The organism is Streptomyces sp. NPDC005485 (assembly GCF_040606085.1).
GTDB lineage: Bacteria > Actinomycetota > Actinomycetes > Streptomycetales > Streptomycetaceae > Streptomyces.
Map to the genome: position 1 here is coordinate 1 of NZ_JBEXDZ010000193.1, position 16,309 is coordinate 16,309.

At 71.3% G+C, this 16,309-nt stretch carries 13 protein-coding genes and 2 pseudogenes; 3 read left to right on the forward strand and 12 right to left on the reverse strand.

All coding sequences use genetic code 11. The annotated features are described in order from the left end of the window. Nucleotides 1–84: 84 nt before the first annotated feature. The 4 genes and pseudogenes from ABZS97_RS38750 to ABZS97_RS38765 form a co-directional block, all read right to left on the reverse strand. Nucleotides 85–591: pseudogene (locus ABZS97_RS38750) on the reverse strand (gamma-glutamyltransferase); the annotation flags it as partial. A gap of 102 nt (nt 592–693) precedes the next feature. Next, entirely contained in the window at nt 694–1,353 is a 660-nt protein-coding gene (locus tag ABZS97_RS38755; RefSeq protein WP_356146287.1) for a DUF4232 domain-containing protein, read from the reverse strand. A 35-nt stretch (nt 1,354–1,388) separates the two neighbouring features. After that, the gene (locus ABZS97_RS38760) at nt 1,389–2,057 is read right to left on the reverse strand and encodes a response regulator transcription factor (protein WP_356146290.1); all 669 of its coding nucleotides are present in this window, start codon (nt 2,055–2,057) and stop codon (nt 1,389–1,391) included. Further along, nucleotides 2,054–3,157 carry a sensor histidine kinase gene (locus ABZS97_RS38765; RefSeq protein ID WP_356146294.1) on the reverse strand — a complete coding sequence of 368 codons (1,104 nt, stop codon included), beginning with the start codon at nt 3,155–3,157 and terminating at the stop codon, nt 2,054–2,056. Before ABZS97_RS38765 ends, ABZS97_RS38760 begins: the two co-directional genes overlap by 4 nt. 233 nt (nt 3,158–3,390) lie before the next feature. Between ABZS97_RS38765 and ABZS97_RS38770 the strand changes: the two genes are divergently transcribed. From ABZS97_RS38770 to ABZS97_RS38780, 3 genes are all read left to right on the forward strand, one after another. Further along, nucleotides 3,391–4,392 (forward strand): carboxymuconolactone decarboxylase family protein, encoded by a 1,002-nt coding sequence (locus tag ABZS97_RS38770; RefSeq protein WP_356146297.1) that lies wholly within the window; start codon nt 3,391–3,393, stop codon nt 4,390–4,392. Beyond that, nucleotides 4,389–5,225: a class I SAM-dependent methyltransferase gene (locus ABZS97_RS38775; RefSeq protein WP_356146300.1), complete on the forward strand. Its 837-nt coding sequence runs from the start codon at nt 4,389–4,391 to the stop codon at nt 5,223–5,225. Before ABZS97_RS38770 ends, ABZS97_RS38775 begins: the two co-directional genes overlap by 4 nt. A 120-nt stretch (nt 5,226–5,345) precedes the next feature. Further along, on the forward strand, nt 5,346–6,020 hold the full coding sequence (locus ABZS97_RS38780; protein ID WP_356146306.1) for a hypothetical protein: 675 nt from the start codon (nt 5,346–5,348) through the stop codon (nt 6,018–6,020). Between the two features lie 19 nt (nt 6,021–6,039). Here ABZS97_RS38780 and ABZS97_RS38785 read toward each other — a convergent pair whose 3' ends face one another. From ABZS97_RS38785 to ABZS97_RS38820, 8 genes and pseudogenes are all read right to left on the reverse strand, one after another. Then, a complete protein-coding gene (locus ABZS97_RS38785; RefSeq protein WP_356146309.1) occupies nt 6,040–7,569 on the reverse strand; it encodes an NCS1 family nucleobase:cation symporter-1 in 1,530 nt (509 codons plus the stop codon). Nucleotides 7,570–7,690: 121 nt separating this feature from the next. Next, complete coding sequence (locus ABZS97_RS38790) at nt 7,691–8,710, reverse strand: TIGR03842 family LLM class F420-dependent oxidoreductase (protein WP_356146313.1); 1,020 nt, start codon at nt 8,708–8,710, stop codon at nt 7,691–7,693. Between the two features lie 18 nt (nt 8,711–8,728). Further along, nucleotides 8,729–10,129: a dihydropyrimidinase gene (hydA, locus tag ABZS97_RS38795; protein ID WP_356146316.1), complete on the reverse strand. Its 1,401-nt coding sequence runs from the start codon at nt 10,127–10,129 to the stop codon at nt 8,729–8,731. A 142-nt stretch (nt 10,130–10,271) separates the two neighbouring features. Further along, nucleotides 10,272–11,114, reverse strand: a complete 843-nt coding sequence (locus ABZS97_RS38800; RefSeq protein ID WP_356146319.1) for a nitrilase-related carbon-nitrogen hydrolase — start codon at nt 11,112–11,114, stop codon at nt 10,272–10,274. Nucleotides 11,115–11,269: 155 nt separating this feature from the next. Next, a complete protein-coding gene (locus tag ABZS97_RS38805) occupies nt 11,270–12,829 on the reverse strand; it encodes a PucR family transcriptional regulator ligand-binding domain-containing protein (protein ID WP_356146322.1) in 1,560 nt (519 codons plus the stop codon). Between the two features lie 35 nt (nt 12,830–12,864). Continuing rightward, nucleotides 12,865–14,148: an aspartate aminotransferase family protein gene (locus ABZS97_RS38810; RefSeq protein ID WP_356146325.1), complete on the reverse strand. Its 1,284-nt coding sequence runs from the start codon at nt 14,146–14,148 to the stop codon at nt 12,865–12,867. Beyond that, nucleotides 14,145–14,987 (reverse strand): nitrilase-related carbon-nitrogen hydrolase, encoded by an 843-nt coding sequence (locus ABZS97_RS38815; RefSeq protein ID WP_356146328.1) that lies wholly within the window; start codon nt 14,985–14,987, stop codon nt 14,145–14,147. The genes ABZS97_RS38810 and ABZS97_RS38815 overlap by 4 nt, the downstream gene beginning before the upstream one ends. 168 nt (nt 14,988–15,155) lie before the next feature. Then, nucleotides 15,156–16,309: pseudogene (locus tag ABZS97_RS38820) on the reverse strand (hypothetical protein); the annotation flags it as partial.

The following is a 16,309-nucleotide window of genomic DNA, read 5'->3' on the forward strand; positions in this document are numbered from 1 at the left end:
CCCTGGACCGTGGCCGATCCGAAGGTCTCACAGATGGTGGTGTCGGCCTGTGCCGCCGGCGCGGTGGTCAGCAACGCGGCCAGCGACCTCCGCCGACGAGGTCCACTCCCTCTCGAAGAGCTCGCGTACGGTCTCCACCGTCTCGCCGACGCGCTCCACGGGCGCGTGGCCGTCCTGCGCGTACCCGATGGCGTACTTCAGTACGTCGGCGAGGGACTTCGTCCCGTGGTCGCGCAGCAGCAGCATCCAGGCGTCGAAGGCGCCGGGGACGGCCGCGGCCAGCGGTCCTGTACCGGGTACGAGATCCAGACCCAGTCCCCTGTAGTGGGCGATCGTGGCCCCGGCGGGCGCGACGCCCTGCCCGCACAGCACCTGTATCGCGCCGCCCGCAGGGGCCAGGATGATCGGGACCTCGCCCGCGGGCCCGTTGAGGTGCGGCTCGACGACGTGCAGGACGAAGCCGGCGGCGACCGCGGCGTCGTAGGCGTTTCCGCCGTCCTCCAGGACGGCCATCGCCGACTGCGAGGCGAGCCAGTGGGTGGAGGACACCATGCCGAAGGTGCCCTGGAGCGTCGGTCGGGTCGTGAACATGCCGTGCCACCTCGCTGTGCGGGAGCGATCAACCTCGGGCTCGACTATGGCACTTGCGGTTGCGGGGCGGACCCGGTGTGCGCGCAGGAGCCGGTGGGGCCTTCAGTTCGCCGGAGTGGACGAGCCGGTTGCCCGGGCAGGTCTCCATGCCGTCGTTGCGAGAACGTTCTCCGGGCCGATGTCGAGGGGCGACTCAAGGCGTACGGTCCGCTCGTCCCGCCCCTTCGCGGGCCCGACCCGCAGGTAGGGGCTGTCCTCGTTGTTCATCCGCCAGTACAGGCCCGCCTGCGCGGCCGCGCCCGGGGCCAGCGTCAGCGGCTCGGGACCGGGGTCCGGCGGGGCCATCGAGACGTCGTCCGTTCCCTCGGCGGTGCGCACGCCGGGGATCGGCAGGCCCGTCTCGTCGAGGACCAGGACGGCGGGGTAGCCGTCCACCTTGTACGGTTTGTCGCCGCAGTTGGTCAGTGTGAGCGTCATGGCGCGCAGGCCCATGGCGCCGTCCACGGGCCCTGCCTCGACGCGGACCCCGGACGGCGGGCACCCGGCCGGCTGGACCGGCACCGTCGGCGACGGCTCGGGGAGCGGGGACACAGGTGCCGGGGCGGCGGTCGTCGGCCACGTCAGTGTCGGAGTCGGGGTCGGCGAGCGGTCGGGGTTGCGTTCGCGGTCCAGCTCGGCGGAGAGCCCGCACCCGCTCGCGGCCAGCACCAGCACACAGGCGAGCGCGGCGGAGCGGGTCGCCGTCACAGGTATCGCGGTCACGCGCCGATCATGGCACGCCGCCTTGCCGGAAGCCCTCACTCCGCACGCCCGCGAGCTGTCACGAGCCCCGACTCATAGGCGAACACCACCAGTTGGGCGCGGTCGCGCGCACCGAGCTTCGTCATCGCACGGCTGATGTGGGTCTTGGCCGTGAACGGGCTGATGACCATGTGGGCGGCGATCTCCTCGTTGGTGAGGCCACGCGCGGCGAGGGCGGTGACCTCGCGTTCGCGGCGCGTGAGGCTCTCCAGGCCGGGCGCGGTGGCCCGGTCCGGTGGCCGGGCGACGAACTCGCCGATGAGCGCCCGGGTGACGGACGGCGAGAGCAGCGCCTCCCCACGGGCGACGACCTCGATGGCCTGGAGCAGGTCGGCGGGCTCGGTGTCCTTGAGCAGGAAGCCGCCGGCCCCGGCGCGCAGCGCCTCGAAGACGTACTCGTCCAGGCCGTAGTTGGTGAGGATCACGACCCGTACGCCGGACAGTTCCGGGTCGGCGGCGATACGGCGGGTGGCCTCGATTCCGGTCATGACGGGCATCTGTACGTCGACGAGCGCGATGTCCGGCAGTTCGGCGCGCACGAGAGCCAGGCCCTGCTTCCCGTCGGCGGCCTCGCCCACCACCTCGATGCCGTCCTCGGCGTCCAGCAGAGCGCGGAACCCGGCCCGCATCAGTGCCTGGTCGTCGACGAGCGCGACCCGGATCACGACGCCTCCCCCAGCGGCAGCTCGGCGCGCACCGAGAAGCCGCCGTCGGTGCGCGGGGCGGCGTACAGGGTTCCGCCGAGGGCCGTGACGCGTTCGCGCATGCCGGTGAGGCCGATGCCCGGCTTCGGCGGACGGGCCGGATCGGCACTGCCGTCGTCGTCCACTCGTACCGTCAAGTCGTCTCTTGCGTAGTCGAGTTGAACGGTGACCTTGGCCGAGCCCGCGTGGCGGGCGGCGTTCGTCAGGGCCTCCTGGACGATGCGGTACGCGGCGCGGTCGACGGTCGCCGTCAGCGGGCGCTCGTCGCCGGTCACCGTCAGGTCGACGGCGAGGCCGGCCGCGCGGGCCCGCTCCACGAGCAGCGCGGGGGTGCCGGTCGGCTCGTCGGTGCGCAACACCTCCAGCGTGGAGCGCAGTTCACGCATGGCCTCGCCGCTCGCCTCCTGGATGGCGAGCAGTGCGGGCGGCACTTCCTCACCGCGCTTGCGGGCGAGGTGCGCTGCGACTCCCGCCTGCAGCTTGACGATCGAGATGCTGTGCGTCAGCGAGTCGTGCAGCTCGCGGGCGATGCGCAGCCGTTCCTCGCCGGCCCTGCGCAGGGCGGCCTCCTCACGGGTGCGTTCCGCCTCCAGTGCGCGCTGCTCCGTCTGGCGCAGGTACGCCTGCCAGTTGCGGTCGGCGAGGCCGGTCACCAGCGCGCACAGGAACCAGCCCACGAGCAACGTCGTACGCTCGACGACCTCCTGTGTCGCAGGGCCGGTCACCGCGAATCCGGCCAGGAACACGGCACCTGCGACCGCCGCGACGCCCCGGTTGCCCACCCGGGCGGCCGTGTGCACGGCGGCCAGCACGGGCAGGGCGGCGAGGGAGCCCGGATGCGCGTGCAGGACGTACGCGGTCATGGCGACGGTGACCACGGCCAACACCGCACGCGGGGCACGGCGGTAGGCCGCCAGGGCGAGGGAACTCGCGGCGATCAGCCCGTAGTCGACGGGGGTCGTACCGTCGTCGAAGGCGGCCGACACCGCGACGAGCGCGCCGACCACGACGGCGAGCGTCGCGTCGGCCAGGCGTGTGCGGGTGGCCCGGTCGAGCTGCATGTCCGGCACCCTAGCCGCCGGGTCGGCCCGCGGCGTCAGACCTGTGGACGGCCCCGGGGCTACTCCCTACGCAGTAGTTCGCGCCGCGCACGGGCCCGCTGCCGTAAGCGGATGTGCCTTCGGCGGTACGACGCCCCGGCGAACCCCGACAGGCCAGGGTTTGCACGGCACCCGGCACTGCCGGACGTGCTCACAGCGGTGGCCCCCACCGCAGCAGACTCCAGGAGATCCACATGCCCAGCCCCTACCGCTTCACCACTCCACCCCCGCCCAAGTCCGCCACCGGTCGCACCGCCGAGGTCTATGAGCAACTGGCCCAGGACTTCGGGATCGATCGGGCGGTGACCTTTGTCGTGCTGTCCTCCGCTCCCGAAATCATGGCCGCCGTCTGGGCGTTGATGCGCGAGTCCCTGATCGCGGGAGCCGGGGACCGGACCGGGAAGGAGCTCGCGGCGCTCGGGGTGTCGGCCGCCAACCGGTGCCCGTTCTGTGTGGACGCGCACACGGTGCTGCTGCACGCCACCGGGGACCACGCCCTCGCGGAGGCGGTGGCACGCGGCGAGACGCCCAGGGACGAGAACCACGCGCGCGTGCTGGCCTGGGGCAGGGCGACCCGGATCCCGGGCGCGCCGGAGCTGACCCCGCCGCCCTTCCCCCGCGCCCATGCGCCCGCCTACATCGGCACCGCCCTCTCCTTCCACTTCATCAACCGCATCGTGTCGGCCCTGCTGACCGAGAACCTGCTGCCGGGCAACGCCCAGCGGTTCCGGGCGGTACGCAGCCTCGCCGGCCGGTCGCTGGCCGGTACCGTCCGCCGCAGGGCCGCGCCGGGTGCGGGCCTGGCGCTGCTCGACGATCCGGGCCCGGGGCCGGACTGGGCGCAGGGCACCACGGTCGGCCCGGCGTACGCCGCCCTGCGCGACGCCGCCGGCGCGGGCGCGGGCCTCCTCGACGAAGGGGACCGGATCGTCGTACGGGAAACCCTCCAGGACTGGGACGGCACTCATCCGCCGCTCGGCCGGGACGGCCTGCCCGGCCTCTCCCGGCCCGGCGCCCGCCTCGCCGTGCTGGCCGCCCTCGCCCCGTATCGCATCACGGACGAGGACGTGACGAACTGGCGCAAAACAGACCATGCCGACCATTCCCTGGTGCAGCTCATCGCGTACGGCGCGTTCGCCGCCGTCCAGCGCATCGAGAGTGCGCTGCCCCTTCACACCGCCGAGGAGTCCTCATGACCCGGACGGCCACCAACCCCGTACAGGCAGGGGCCTGGAACGGCACCGTCGGCACCCACTGGGCCGCCCATCACGAGCGCTACGACGCCCTGCTGTCCGGGGTGAACGACGCGCTGTTCGCGGGCGCGGCCGTGACGATGGCCGACCGCGTCCTGGACGTCGGCTGCGGCGCGGGGACGACCACGCGGATCGCGGCCCGGCTGGCCTCGCGCGGACACGTCGTAGGCGTCGACATCTCGGCACCCCTGGTCTGGCGGGCCCGTGCGGTCACCGCCGCCGAGCACGTCGGGAACGTGGCCTACGAGCTCGCCGACGCCCAGACCCATCCCTTTCCGCCCGCCGGATACGACGTGGTCATCAGCCGGGGCGGCGTGATGTTCTTCGAGGACCACGCGGCCGCGTTCCGGAACCTGGCGCGGGCCCTGATCCCGGGAGGGCGCCTGGCGTTCATCTGTCCGCGACCCGCCGGGCCGGACGTCGAGGAGTCGCGCGCCCTCGGCCTCTTCGCCAAGCTCCTGGACGCCCCGGACGCGGACACGGTCGCCGCGCACACCGCGATGGCGTCCCTGTCCGACCCGGCCCGTCTCCACGAGGTGCTGCAGGGGTGGGACGACGTGACCGTGGCCCCGGTGGACGTGGAGACACACTGGGGGCGCGACGCCCCGGACGCCGTCGACTTCCTTCTCTCCCGCACACCTGACCGGAAGGTCGACGCCGGCACCCGCACGGCCCTGGAGGAGAGTTTGCGCCCCTACGAGACGAATCGCGGCGTTCGCCTCCGGGGAGCGGTGTGGCTCGTGACGGCGAGGCGGCCGACAGCTCGTCAACAGTGAGCCTGCGTCACCGCACAGGCACGGAGCGAGTTGACACTTCCACCCCACAGGGACTCGTGTGACACTGGCGTCCCCCACCCCAGTGCGGGACCTCCCGCACCGACACGCGAGAAGTACTCTGTGCGTTCTCTTCCTCTGCCGCTCGCACTCACCGTGCGCGTGATGCCGGTCGTCGTGCTCGCCACGGCGGGCTGGGCCCTGTCCTCCGGCCCGCTCGCGACGACCACGACCGCCGAGCACAAAACGACCGAATCGCCACAAAAGGACAACAACTCGGCCACCGCTCCCTCGACTTCGGCGGCGTCCAAGACCTACACCGCCTCGCCCGCCCCCTGCACGGGCGTGACCGAGAAGACGGTCACCTCGCTCGTTCCGGGCGCCAGGACGGCCGGCCAGGAGATCCCCTCGACCGACAAGTCCCTGCGCCGGACCTGCTCCTGGAACGCACTCAAGGGGTACGACTACCGCTGGCTCGACGTCTCGTACGAGATCAAGGCCACCGACGGCGCCGCCGCAACCGCCTACAAGGAACGCACCGGCGAGAAGGGCGGCGGCGGGCCGGTACCCGGCCTCGGCGACGAGGGCTACTCGGTCGTGAACCTCACCACCGACAAGAAGCAGCAGACACGCGAGGGCCTGGTGATGGTCCGCGCGTCCAACGCACTGGTGATCATCACGTACAACGGCAGCGACTTCGAGACGCAGAAGGCGCCGGGCACGGACGAGATCAACAAGGGCGCCATCAAAGCCGCGAAAGATGCGGTGGCCGCACTGGAGGACGGCCGCAAGAGCTGACCGTCCTCCCTCCCGTGCGTCAGTCCGACGCCGTACTGTCGCGCCCCCGCAGTGACATCAGGACGAGGTACAGCACGAGCGAGGTGCCGAGTCCGACCGCCCAGCCGTAGTCCGCCAGCGACTCCAGGGCCGGGATGGGCCGCCCGTCGATCAGCGGATGGAAGTCGGCGCCGCCGACCGCCAGGACGCCGCCGGTCACGAAGGCGACCACGGCCCGCCAGTTCCAGCCGCCGTCGTACCAGTAACGGCCGCCCGCGCGGTAGAGATCGGCGAGGTCGAGCTTCGTCCGGCGCAGGATCCAGTAGTCGGCGATGAGGATGCCCGCGACCGTGCCGAGCAGACCGCCGACCAGCCCGAGCCAGGTGAAGATGTAACCCTGCGGGTCGGAGTACAGCTTCCACGGGAAGATCAGCACGCCGAGCACGCTGGTGACGAGCGCGCCCGTGCGGAAACTGATCTTCCGGGGCGCGATGTTGGAGAAGTCGAAGGCCGGCGAGACCAGGTTGGCCGCGATGTTCACGGACAGGGTCGCCACCAGCACGGTGACCAGCGCGTAGAGCAGGCCGAACACGTTGTCCGTCTTCGCGGCCAGCTGGACCGGGTCCCAGATCGCCGTGCCGTAGACCGCCTGCGAACCGGAGGTGACCAGCACCGAGAGGAACGCGAACAGTGTCATGGTCGTGGGCAGACCGAGCGCCTGCCCCCAGGTCTGCGCCTTCTGGCTTTTGCCGTACCGGGTGAAGTCCGGGATGTTCAGCGACAGCGTGGACCAGAAGCCGATCATGCCCATGAGCGAGGGCCAGAACAGCTTCCAGAAGCCGCTGCCCCAACCGAGCTTGGAGGGCTGGTCGAAGAGCGGGCCGAAGCCGCCCGCCTTGCTGCTCATCCACCACAGCATCACGCCGGCGCCGACGAGCACGAAGGGTGCCGCCCAGTTCTCGAAGCGGCGGATCGTCTCCATGCCCCGGTAGATGATGGCCACCTGGATCACCCAGAAGATCGCGAACGAGAGCCACATCGTCCAGGCGTAGCCGCCCACGTGCGATGCGTTCGCCCAGCTGTCGCCGATGAGCTTCCCGGCGAGGAAGTAGATCGCCTCGCCGCCGATCCAGGTCTGGATGCCGAACCAGCCACACGCCACCAACGCCCGTACGACGGCGGGGAGGTTGGCGCCGCGGACACCGAAGGAGGCGCGGGCGAAGACCGGGAACGGGATGCCGTACTTGGGACCGGCGTGCCCGGTGAGCAGCATCGGCACCAGGACGATCAGGTTGGCCAGTGCGATGGTGAGGACCGCCTGCTTCCAGTCCATGCCCACGGCGATCAGACCGGAGGCCAGGGTCCAGGAAGCGGTGTTGTGGGCCATGCCCACCCACAGTGCCGAGAAGTTGTACGTGGTCCAGGTGCGCTTCTCGACGGGTACGGGCAGCAGGTCCTCGTTGGCGTACGGGCCGCTGGGCGCCGAAGCCCCGGGGGCGATCTCCACCCGGCCGTCGGCGAGGGTGACTTGAGGGGACGGCGGTATCGCCGAGGGAGCGGTGTCGGTCATGGGCAGGCCAATCAAACGAGGGGCGGATCCGGAAAGGCCGTGCGGGCTCCGGCCCCCTCCCCCGGGACGTCGGGGAGGGGAGAACAGGAGTGGGGGGTGGGGAGTCGAGCGGTACCGCGGGTCAGCCGTTGACGGCCGGGATGACCTTCGACCCGTACGCGTCGATGGTCGCTTCCTGCGCGTCGTGCATGTCGTACACGGCGAACTGGTCGACGCCGAGCGCGCGCAGCGCGTTCAGCTTCTCGATGTGCTGCTCGGCGGTGCCGATGAGGCAGAACCGGTCCACGATCTCGTCCGGCACGAACGCGGTGTCGGGGTTGTCGGCGCGTCCGTGGTGGGAGTAGTCGTAGCCCTCACGGGACTTGATGTAGTCGGTGAGTTCGTCCGGTACGGCGGCGGAGTGTTCGCCGTACTTGGAGACGAGGTCGGCTACGTGGTTGCCGACCATGCCGCCGAACCAGCGGCACTGCTCGCGTGCGTGGGCGAGCGCCTCGGGCGAGTCGTCCTCGGTGATGTACGCGGGGGCGGCCACACAGATCTTGACGTCGGAGGGGTCGCGTCCCGCGTCGACGGCCGCCTGCTTCACGGCCTTGACCATGTACTCGGTGAGGTACAGGTCGGCGAGCTGGAGGATGAAGCCGTCGGCCTCCTCGCCGGTCATCTTCAGGGCCTTCGGGCCGTACGCGGCCATCCACACCGGGAGTTGAGCGCCCGGCTTGACCCACGGGAACTTGATGACCGTGCCGCCGAGGTCGGCCTCGTCGCCGCTGCCGAGGGCGCGGATGACCTTCATGGCCTCGCTGATGCGGGCGAGGGTGTTGGGCTTGCGTCCGGCGACGCGCATCGCCGAGTCGCCGCGCCCGATCCCACACACCGTGCGGTTGCCGTACATGTCGTTGAGGGTCGCGAAGGTGGAGGCGGTGACCTCCCAGGTGCGGGTGCCCGGGTTGGTGACCATCGGCCCGATCGTCAACTTCTCGGTGTTCGCGAGGATCTGACTGTAGATCACAAAGGGTTCCTGCCACAGCACGGCCGAGTCGAAGGTCCAGCCGTACGTGAAGCCCTGACCCTCGGCCCGCTGCATCAGCTCGATCACACGGGAGGCAGGGGGGTCGGTCTGCAGGACGAGTCCGAAGTCCATGGCGCCGCTCCTAGTCGCTCAGAGAAGGTACTGACAGGTGGAGCGGGGGGTGTAGACGCCGTGACCCGCACGCCCGGTGAACTCCCGCTCGGAGATGACGAGTTCGCCCCGCGAGAGCACGGTCTCCACCCGTCCGGTGGTGCGCTTGCCCTCGTAGGCCGAGTAGTCGACGTTCATGTGGTGCGTCTCGACCGACATGGTCTGCTCGACGTGCGGGTCGTAGATGACGATGTCCGCGTCGGCGCCGGGGGCGATGGTGCCCTTCTTCGGGTACAGGCCGAACATACGGGCCGGGGTCGCGCAGGCGATCTCGATCCAGCGGCGGCGGCTGATGTGCCCGTCGACGACGGCCTGGTGGAGCAGGTCCATGCGGTTCTCGACGCCCGGCAGACCGTTGGGGATCTTCGAGAAGTCGCCGCGGCCCAGCTCCTTCTGGCCCTCGAAGCAGAAGGGGCAGTGGTCGGTGGAGACGACCTGGAGGTCGTTGGTGCGCAGGCCCCGCCACAGCGCGGCCTGGTGCTCCTTGGGCCGCAGCGGCGTGCTGCACACGTACTTGGAGCCCTCGAAGTCCGGTTCGGCGAGGTTGTCCGTGGACAGGAACAGGTACTGCGGGCAGGTCTCGCCGAAGACGTTCAGGCCCTCGTCGCGCGCCCGGGTCAGCTCGGCGACCGCCTGCTGCGCCGAGACGTGCACCACGTAGAGCGGGGCGCCGGCGACCTGGGCGAGCTTGATCGCGCGGTGGGTGGCCTCGGCCTCCAGGAGCGCCTTGCGCACCTCGCCGTGGTAGCGAGGGTCGGTCTCGCCGCGGGCGAGCGCCTGCTCGACAAGGACGTCGATCGCGATGCCGTTCTCGGCGTGCATCATGATCAGCCCGCCGTTCTCGGCGCCGCGCTGCATGGCCCGCAGGATCTGGCCGTCGTCGCTGTAGAAGACGCCGGGGTAGGCCATGAACTGCTTGAAGGAGGTGACGCCCTCCTCGACCAGCAGGTCCATCTCCTTGAGCGTCTCCTGGTTCACATCGGAGACGATCATGTGGAAGCCGTAGTCGATGGCGCACTTGCCGTCGGCCTTGGCGTTCCAGGCGTCGAGGCCCTCGCGCAGCGTATGGCCGACGCTCTGCACGGCGAAGTCGATGATGGTGGTGGTGCCGCCCCAGGCGGCGGCCCGGGTGCCCGTCTCGAACGTGTCGGAGGCGAACGTGCCGCCGAACGGCAGCTCCATGTGCGTGTGGGCGTCCACGCCGCCGGGGATGACGTACTTTCCGGTGGCGTCTATGGTGCGCTCGGCCGTCCACGCCTCGGCCGCCGGGGTGCCGGACGCGGCGAGGGCCGCGATCCGGCCGTCCTCGATCAGGACGTCGGCGTGGATCTCGTCCGACGCGGTGATGACGAGGCCCCCCCGGATGACGGTACGGCTCATGCTCCCTCTCCTTCCGCTCGCGCGTGCGCTGAGGTAATACCGCTGCTGGTGGTGAAGCCTGAGGTCGACGCTGGTTCCTGCCGTGGAGGTCGACACCGCGGGCCCGGCCCCCCGTGCGCCGGGCCCGCGGCTGCTCGTCCGGTCAGGGAGCGGTCAGGGGCCCGTACGTGCCCGGAGCGCGGTCGCGGTAGAACTGCCACCGGTCGCGCACCTCGCGCAGCTTGGCCATGTCCAGGTCGCGGACGACGAGTTCGGTCTCCTTGTCGCTCGCCACCTCGCCGACGAACTGCGCCTCCGGGTCGACGAAGTAGCTCGTCCCGTAGAAGTCGTTGTCGCCGTACTCCTCGACGCCCACCCGGTTGATCGCGCCCACGAAGTACTCGTTGGCGACGGCCGCCGCGGGCTGCTCCAGCTGCCACAGGTAGCCGGACAGGCCGCGCGAGGTGGCCGAGGGGTTGAACACGATCTCGGCACCGGCCAGGCCCAACGCCCGCCAGCCTTCCGGGAAGTGCCGGTCGTAGCAGATGTACACACCGATCCTCCCGACGGCAGTGTCGAAGATCGGCCACCCGGAGTTGCCGGGACGGAAGTAGAACTTCTCCCAGAATCCCGGTACTTGGGGGATGTGGGTCTTGCGGTACTTGCCCAGGTACGAGCCGTCGGCGTCGATCACCGCCGCGGTGTTGTAGAGGACGCCGGGCTGTTCCTCCTCGTACATCGGCAGCACCAGGACGATGCCCAGTTCCTTGGCGAGCGCCTGGAAGCGCTGCACGATCGGGCCCTCGGGGATCTGTTCGGCGTACTCGTAGAACGCCTTGTCCTGGACCTGGCAGAAATAGGGTCCGTAGAACAGCTCCTGGAAGCACAGGACCTGTGCGCCCTGCGCGGCCGCGTCGCGGGCCGCCTGCTCGTGGACCTGGATCATCGATTCCTTGTCGCCGGTCCACGCGGTCTGGAAGACGGCGGCTCGGATCACTCTGCTCATCGGGACCTCCGGTCGCTCGGTGTACGAGGAGCCTAGAAAGCGCCCGGAGCGGCTTTGAGTTGCACGGTGTCACGTCTGCGGCCGTGCGGCGTTCCACGGTGTCACCCCCGCGTCGGCCCATGTTTCACCACCGTTTTGCCACGTCGTTCCATGTTTCACCTCTGTTGCGCGTCGTGCGCGAGCAGCGCGATGTGCACGGACGCGGCCTGTTCGAAGTCGTCGAGGTCGACGCCGAGGCGGGCTTCTATGGCCTCCAGGCGGCGGTAGAGCGCGGGCCGGCTGACGTGGTGGAGCTGCGCGGTGCGCGACTTGTTGCGGCCGGTCGCGAGGTACGTGCGCAGCACGGGCAGCAGCTCCGACTCGGCGTCGGCCCCGCACAGCAGCCCGTCCAACTCCCGCTCGGCGAAGGCCTGGACGTGCGGGTTTTCCCTCAACAGCCGTACCAGGCCGCGCAGATGGACATCGCGCAGACGTACGAGCGCCGGCTGGTCCTGGTCGGCGGGCGTGTCCGCGGCGGCCTCGGCGACGTGCAGCGCCTCGCGCAGTCCCGCGGAGACGTCGTCCCATCCGCTCCGGGGGGAGGCGGCCGCCACGGTGGTGGGGGCGCCGGTCTCATGGCGCAGCCGCCCGGCGAAGTGTGCGGCGAGCGCGTCCGCGTCCTGGTCTCGGGCGAGGCTGAGCAGCACGGCGGTGGCTCCGTCGGCCAGCTCCGCGACGAGCCCGGGCAGCCCCAACAGCCGCAGGGTCCGGTCGAGTTGGGCCGGGTCGCCGTCGCGGACGACGAGCGGTACGAAGGTGCGGCGGTTGACGGGCAGTCCGGCGGCGCGGGCGCGGGGCAGCAGCTGGCGGGCGGGGACGACGCCGGAGACGAGGTCGGTCAGCAGACTCTGCGCGGACTCCTCCTCCCAGCTGTGCACGGATCCGCCGAGCATGCGGTGCAGGACCAGGGCCTCGGCGGCGCGGTCGGCGAGCAGCCGTCCGGTGGCCGCGTCGCCGCGGTACCCGCACAGCACGATCCGGCCCCATCGCTCGCCCCGCCCGCCCAGTTCGGCCCGCACCCAGCCGTCGCCCTCGCTGCCGCCGGCCTGCCGCGCGATGCGCTCCCAGTCACGCAGCACGTCGTCGACCGCGGACCGCTCCCCCGCCGTGGCGAGCACGCGGTGGGCGAGATTGGTGACGACGACGGGGCAGGCGGCATGCCCGGCGATCTCGTCGAGCATGCGTTGCAGAGGGGCGCCCGCGGTGATGAGTCCGGTGAGCGCGGTCCGTACGGCCTCGGAGAGGCTGACGGCGGCGAACTTCTGCCGTACGAGCCGGGACTGGACCTCCTCGGTCAGCTCCGCGAAGGGGAAGGGCCGGTGGAGCACCACCATGGGCAGGCCGCACCGCTCGGCGGCCCGGCGCATCACGTCCGGCGGGGTGGGGAAGGCCCGGCCGAGTCCGAGGACCACGGCCGCGGCCTCCGCGCGGTGCAGTGAACGGATGTACTCGGCCTGGGCGTCCGGGTTCCCGGCGAGCAACACCCCGGTGGTGAGGACCATTTCGCCGCCGGTGAGCATCACGCCCACGTCAGCGGCCTCAGCGACATGCACCCAGCGCACGGGGCGGTCGAGGTGGCCGGCGCCGGCCACCACCTCGGGCTCTCCTGCGAGCACCCGGTCCAGGGAGAGGACCTGGCGTACCGACAGGGCGGGTTCCAAGGTGGCGGTGGCCATAACGACGTTCCCTTGCTCAGGTCCTGGCTCAGGTCCTACTGGATACACCTCAGTGCGCGCTCCAGGAGCGCCGCGCCCTCCTCCGCCTCCGCGACGGTGAGGGTGAGCGGTGGTGCGATCCGCAGTGCGCTGGTGTTGTGCCCGCCGCCCTTGCCGATCAGCAGGCCTTCCTCGCGGGCCGCTTCGAGCACCGCCGCGGCGCCGTTCGGGTCCGCCTCGTCGGTGCCGGGCCTGACCAGCTCGACGCCGATCATCAGCCCGCGCCCGCGCACCTCCCGTACGCCCGGGTGCTGCGCGGCGATCGCCCGCAGCCGCTCGATGAGCAGGCCGCCGACGCGCCGGGCGTTGCCCTGGAGGTCGTGTTCGAGGAGGTAGGTGAGGTTGGCGAGCCCCGCGGCCATGGTGATCTGGGTGCCGCCGAAGGTCGAGATGGAGTTGGAGTCCAGGCAGTTCATGATCTCGGCGCTGGCGACGACCCCGCCGATGGACATGCCGTTGCCGATGCCCTTGGCGAAGGTGAGGATGTCCGGCGGGCCCGAGGCGTCGTGCGCCTGCCAGCCCCAGAAGTGGTCGCCGGTGCGGCCCCAGCCGGTCTGCACCTCGTCGGCGATCCAGAGGATGCCGTGCTCCTTGAGCACCTCGCGGAAGGCCGCGTACAGGCCGTCGGGCGGCGAGGTGAAGCCGCCGACGCCCTGGACGGGTTCGGCAATCAGCGCCGCGGGCGGGCGGACGTGGCCGAGCAGGTCCCTCAGGTCGTCGACGCAGGCCGCGATGAAGTCGGCGTCGCCGAGATCCGCGTACGGGCCGCGGGTGCGGACGCCACCGTGGACGTACAGCGTCTGGAGCGGGGACAGCGAGGTCGGCGACCAGCCCTTGTTCCCGGTGATGCCGACCGCGCTGAAGGAGCGGCCGTGGTAGCTGTTGCGCATCGCCAGGATCTGGTTGCTCCTCCGGTACGACGTCGCCAGCAGCAGAGCCGTGTCGTTGGCCTCGGTGCCGGAGGTCGTGAAGAAGACGCGCGCGTCCGGGATGCCGGACAACTTGGCGACGCGCTCGGCGAGTTCGACCATCGGCCGGTTGAGGTAGAGCGTGGACGAATGGATGATCCGCCCGGCCTGCTCGGTCACCGCCTTCGTCACCTCGGGCAGCGCGTGCGCGGTCATCGTGGTGAGGATGCCGCCGAAGAAGTCGAGGTATTTGTTGCCCTGCGCGTCCCAGACGTACCGGCCCTCGCCGTGCGTGAGCTCGATGGGGTCGGCGTAGTACGTCGCGAGCCAGTCGGGCAGGACGGCCTGGTGGCGTGCGTACAGGTCGGTCACGGCTGCACCAGCCCGTCGTAGGCGTCGGGTCGTCGGTCGCGGTAGAACGCCCACTGCTGCCGAACTTCCTCGATCAGGTCGAAGTCGAGGTCGCGGACGACGAGTTCCTCGGCCTTGTCGCTGGCCGTCTCGCCCACGAACCGGCCGCGCGGGTCGACGAAGTACGAGGTTCCGTAGAAGTCGTTGTCCCCATACTCCTCCTCGCCGACCCGGTTGATCGCGGCGATGTAGTACTCGTTGGCGACGGCGGCCGCGGGCTGCTCCAGTTGCCAGAGGTAGGCGGACAGGCCGCGGGAGGTGGCGGAGGGGTTGTAGACGAGTTGGGCGCCGTTGAGCCCCAGTTGCCGCCAGCCCTCGGGGAAGTGGCGGTCGTAGCAGATGTAGACGCCGATCCTGCCGACCGCGGTCTCGAAGACGGGCCAGCCGAGGTTGCCCGGTTTGAAGTAGTACTTCTCCCAGAAGCCCTTCACCTGGGGGATGTGATGCTTGCGGTACTTGCCGAGGTAGGTGCCGTCGGCGTCGATCACGGCCGCGGTGTTGAAGTAGAACCCGGACTGCTCTACCTCGAACACGGGCACGACGATGACCATGCCGGTCTCGCGCGCGAGCTCCTGCATACGACGGACGGTCGGCCCGTCGGGCACGGGCTCGGCCCAGCGGTACTGCTCGGGCTCCTGGACCTGGCAGAAGTAGGGCGCGTTGAAGACTTCCTGGAAACCGATGACCTTGGCACCCTGCCGGGCCGCCTCGCGGGCGTGCTCCTCGTGCTTGGCGACCATGGATGCGGTGTCGCCGGTCCAGGTGGCCTGAACCAGAGCGGCGCGTACGACGTTGGCCATGAGCTGCTCCTTCGGCGGGACGTCAGAGCTTCTACGCCCGTAGACAAAGGCTGTAGAGGCTTGAAAGTAAGCCTCCCGAGCAGCCTTGCCAAGACCATCGTCGTTAACCCGCTGAGTCGATCACGTTTCACACCCCTGTGGGTGAGCGGCACACCGCCGCTCCGGGCCTCAGGCGGTGAAGCCCGCGACCCGGAGCGCGTGGACGAGATCCCAGTGGCGTTCGTCCGAGACGCCCTGGGCCGCCTCCAGCAGAAGGGGGACCAGGCGCTGCGGGTCGGCCTCCGCGCTGCGGGCCGCCTCCTCGGGCGTACGCATGCGTACGTAGGCGTCCAGGAGCGCTCGGACCTCGCGCGTCCGTCCCTCTTCGGCGAGAGCGAGCACGGCCTCGCCGATCTCCGGGGCGGGCCGTAGGACGCCCTGGCGAAGCATCTGCTGTCCGTCCGCCGTACGGCCCGCCGCGACGAGCGCGTCCGCGGCGGAGACCAGCCGGTCGGCGGGCAGCGAGGCCGCCTCCCACATCAGGGTGGCCCAGTCGGCGTCGAGCCCCGCGCGGTGCAGCTCGGCGGCGAGCAGCGGGAAGCGTGCGGCGGGCCAGTACGCGGCCTCGACGAGGATGCCGTGCGCCTCGCCGCTGCGGCCCTCCCCGCGCAGCCGGATCAGCGTCCTGACCGTGTCGGCGACGGCTCGCCCCGCTCCGTCGTCCAGCGGCTGCGCCCGCGGCTGCTCCGGCACCTGCGCGGCCCCCGCGAAGCGCGCGCCGCGCAGGGTGCGCCGGGTGGACGGGACCGGCGCGGCCACGGCGGGCGCGACCGGCGGAGCCGCCGACGCCTCCTCCACGTCCATCGCGCCGGCGAACCGGGCACCGCCCCGGGGACGGCGCTTGGAGCGCTGCTTGGGGGCGGCCGCGGAGGGCACGGGCTGGGGCGGCGCGGGGTCCTCGGGGGCCGCCTCACGGTCGGTCACGGGGCGGGGAGCGCCTGGATACGAGCCGTCCGGCGTGGCGTCGAAGGCGTACGGGGCGGGATCGGGCGTACGGGGCCCGTGCGGGGCGGGGGCCGCCGGGTTCCTGGGGTGGGCGCCTGGTGCTGCCGGGCTCCGGTCACGAGCCTGGTCCTGCGAGCCGGATCCGATCGCGCGCCCGTCGTAGGGACCGGCCTCGCCCGCCCCCGCGGCCCCCCGAGGACCGGGATCCACCAACGGAGAGCTCGGCCCCGGCTGCTGGGGAACCCTCGGGCGCGGCCCCGCGTCCGTCCCCTCCCCCGGTTCCCGGACGCGGAAGACGTCGCCGGCCGCCGCGGCCGGGAACGACAGCGCGCCCTGCG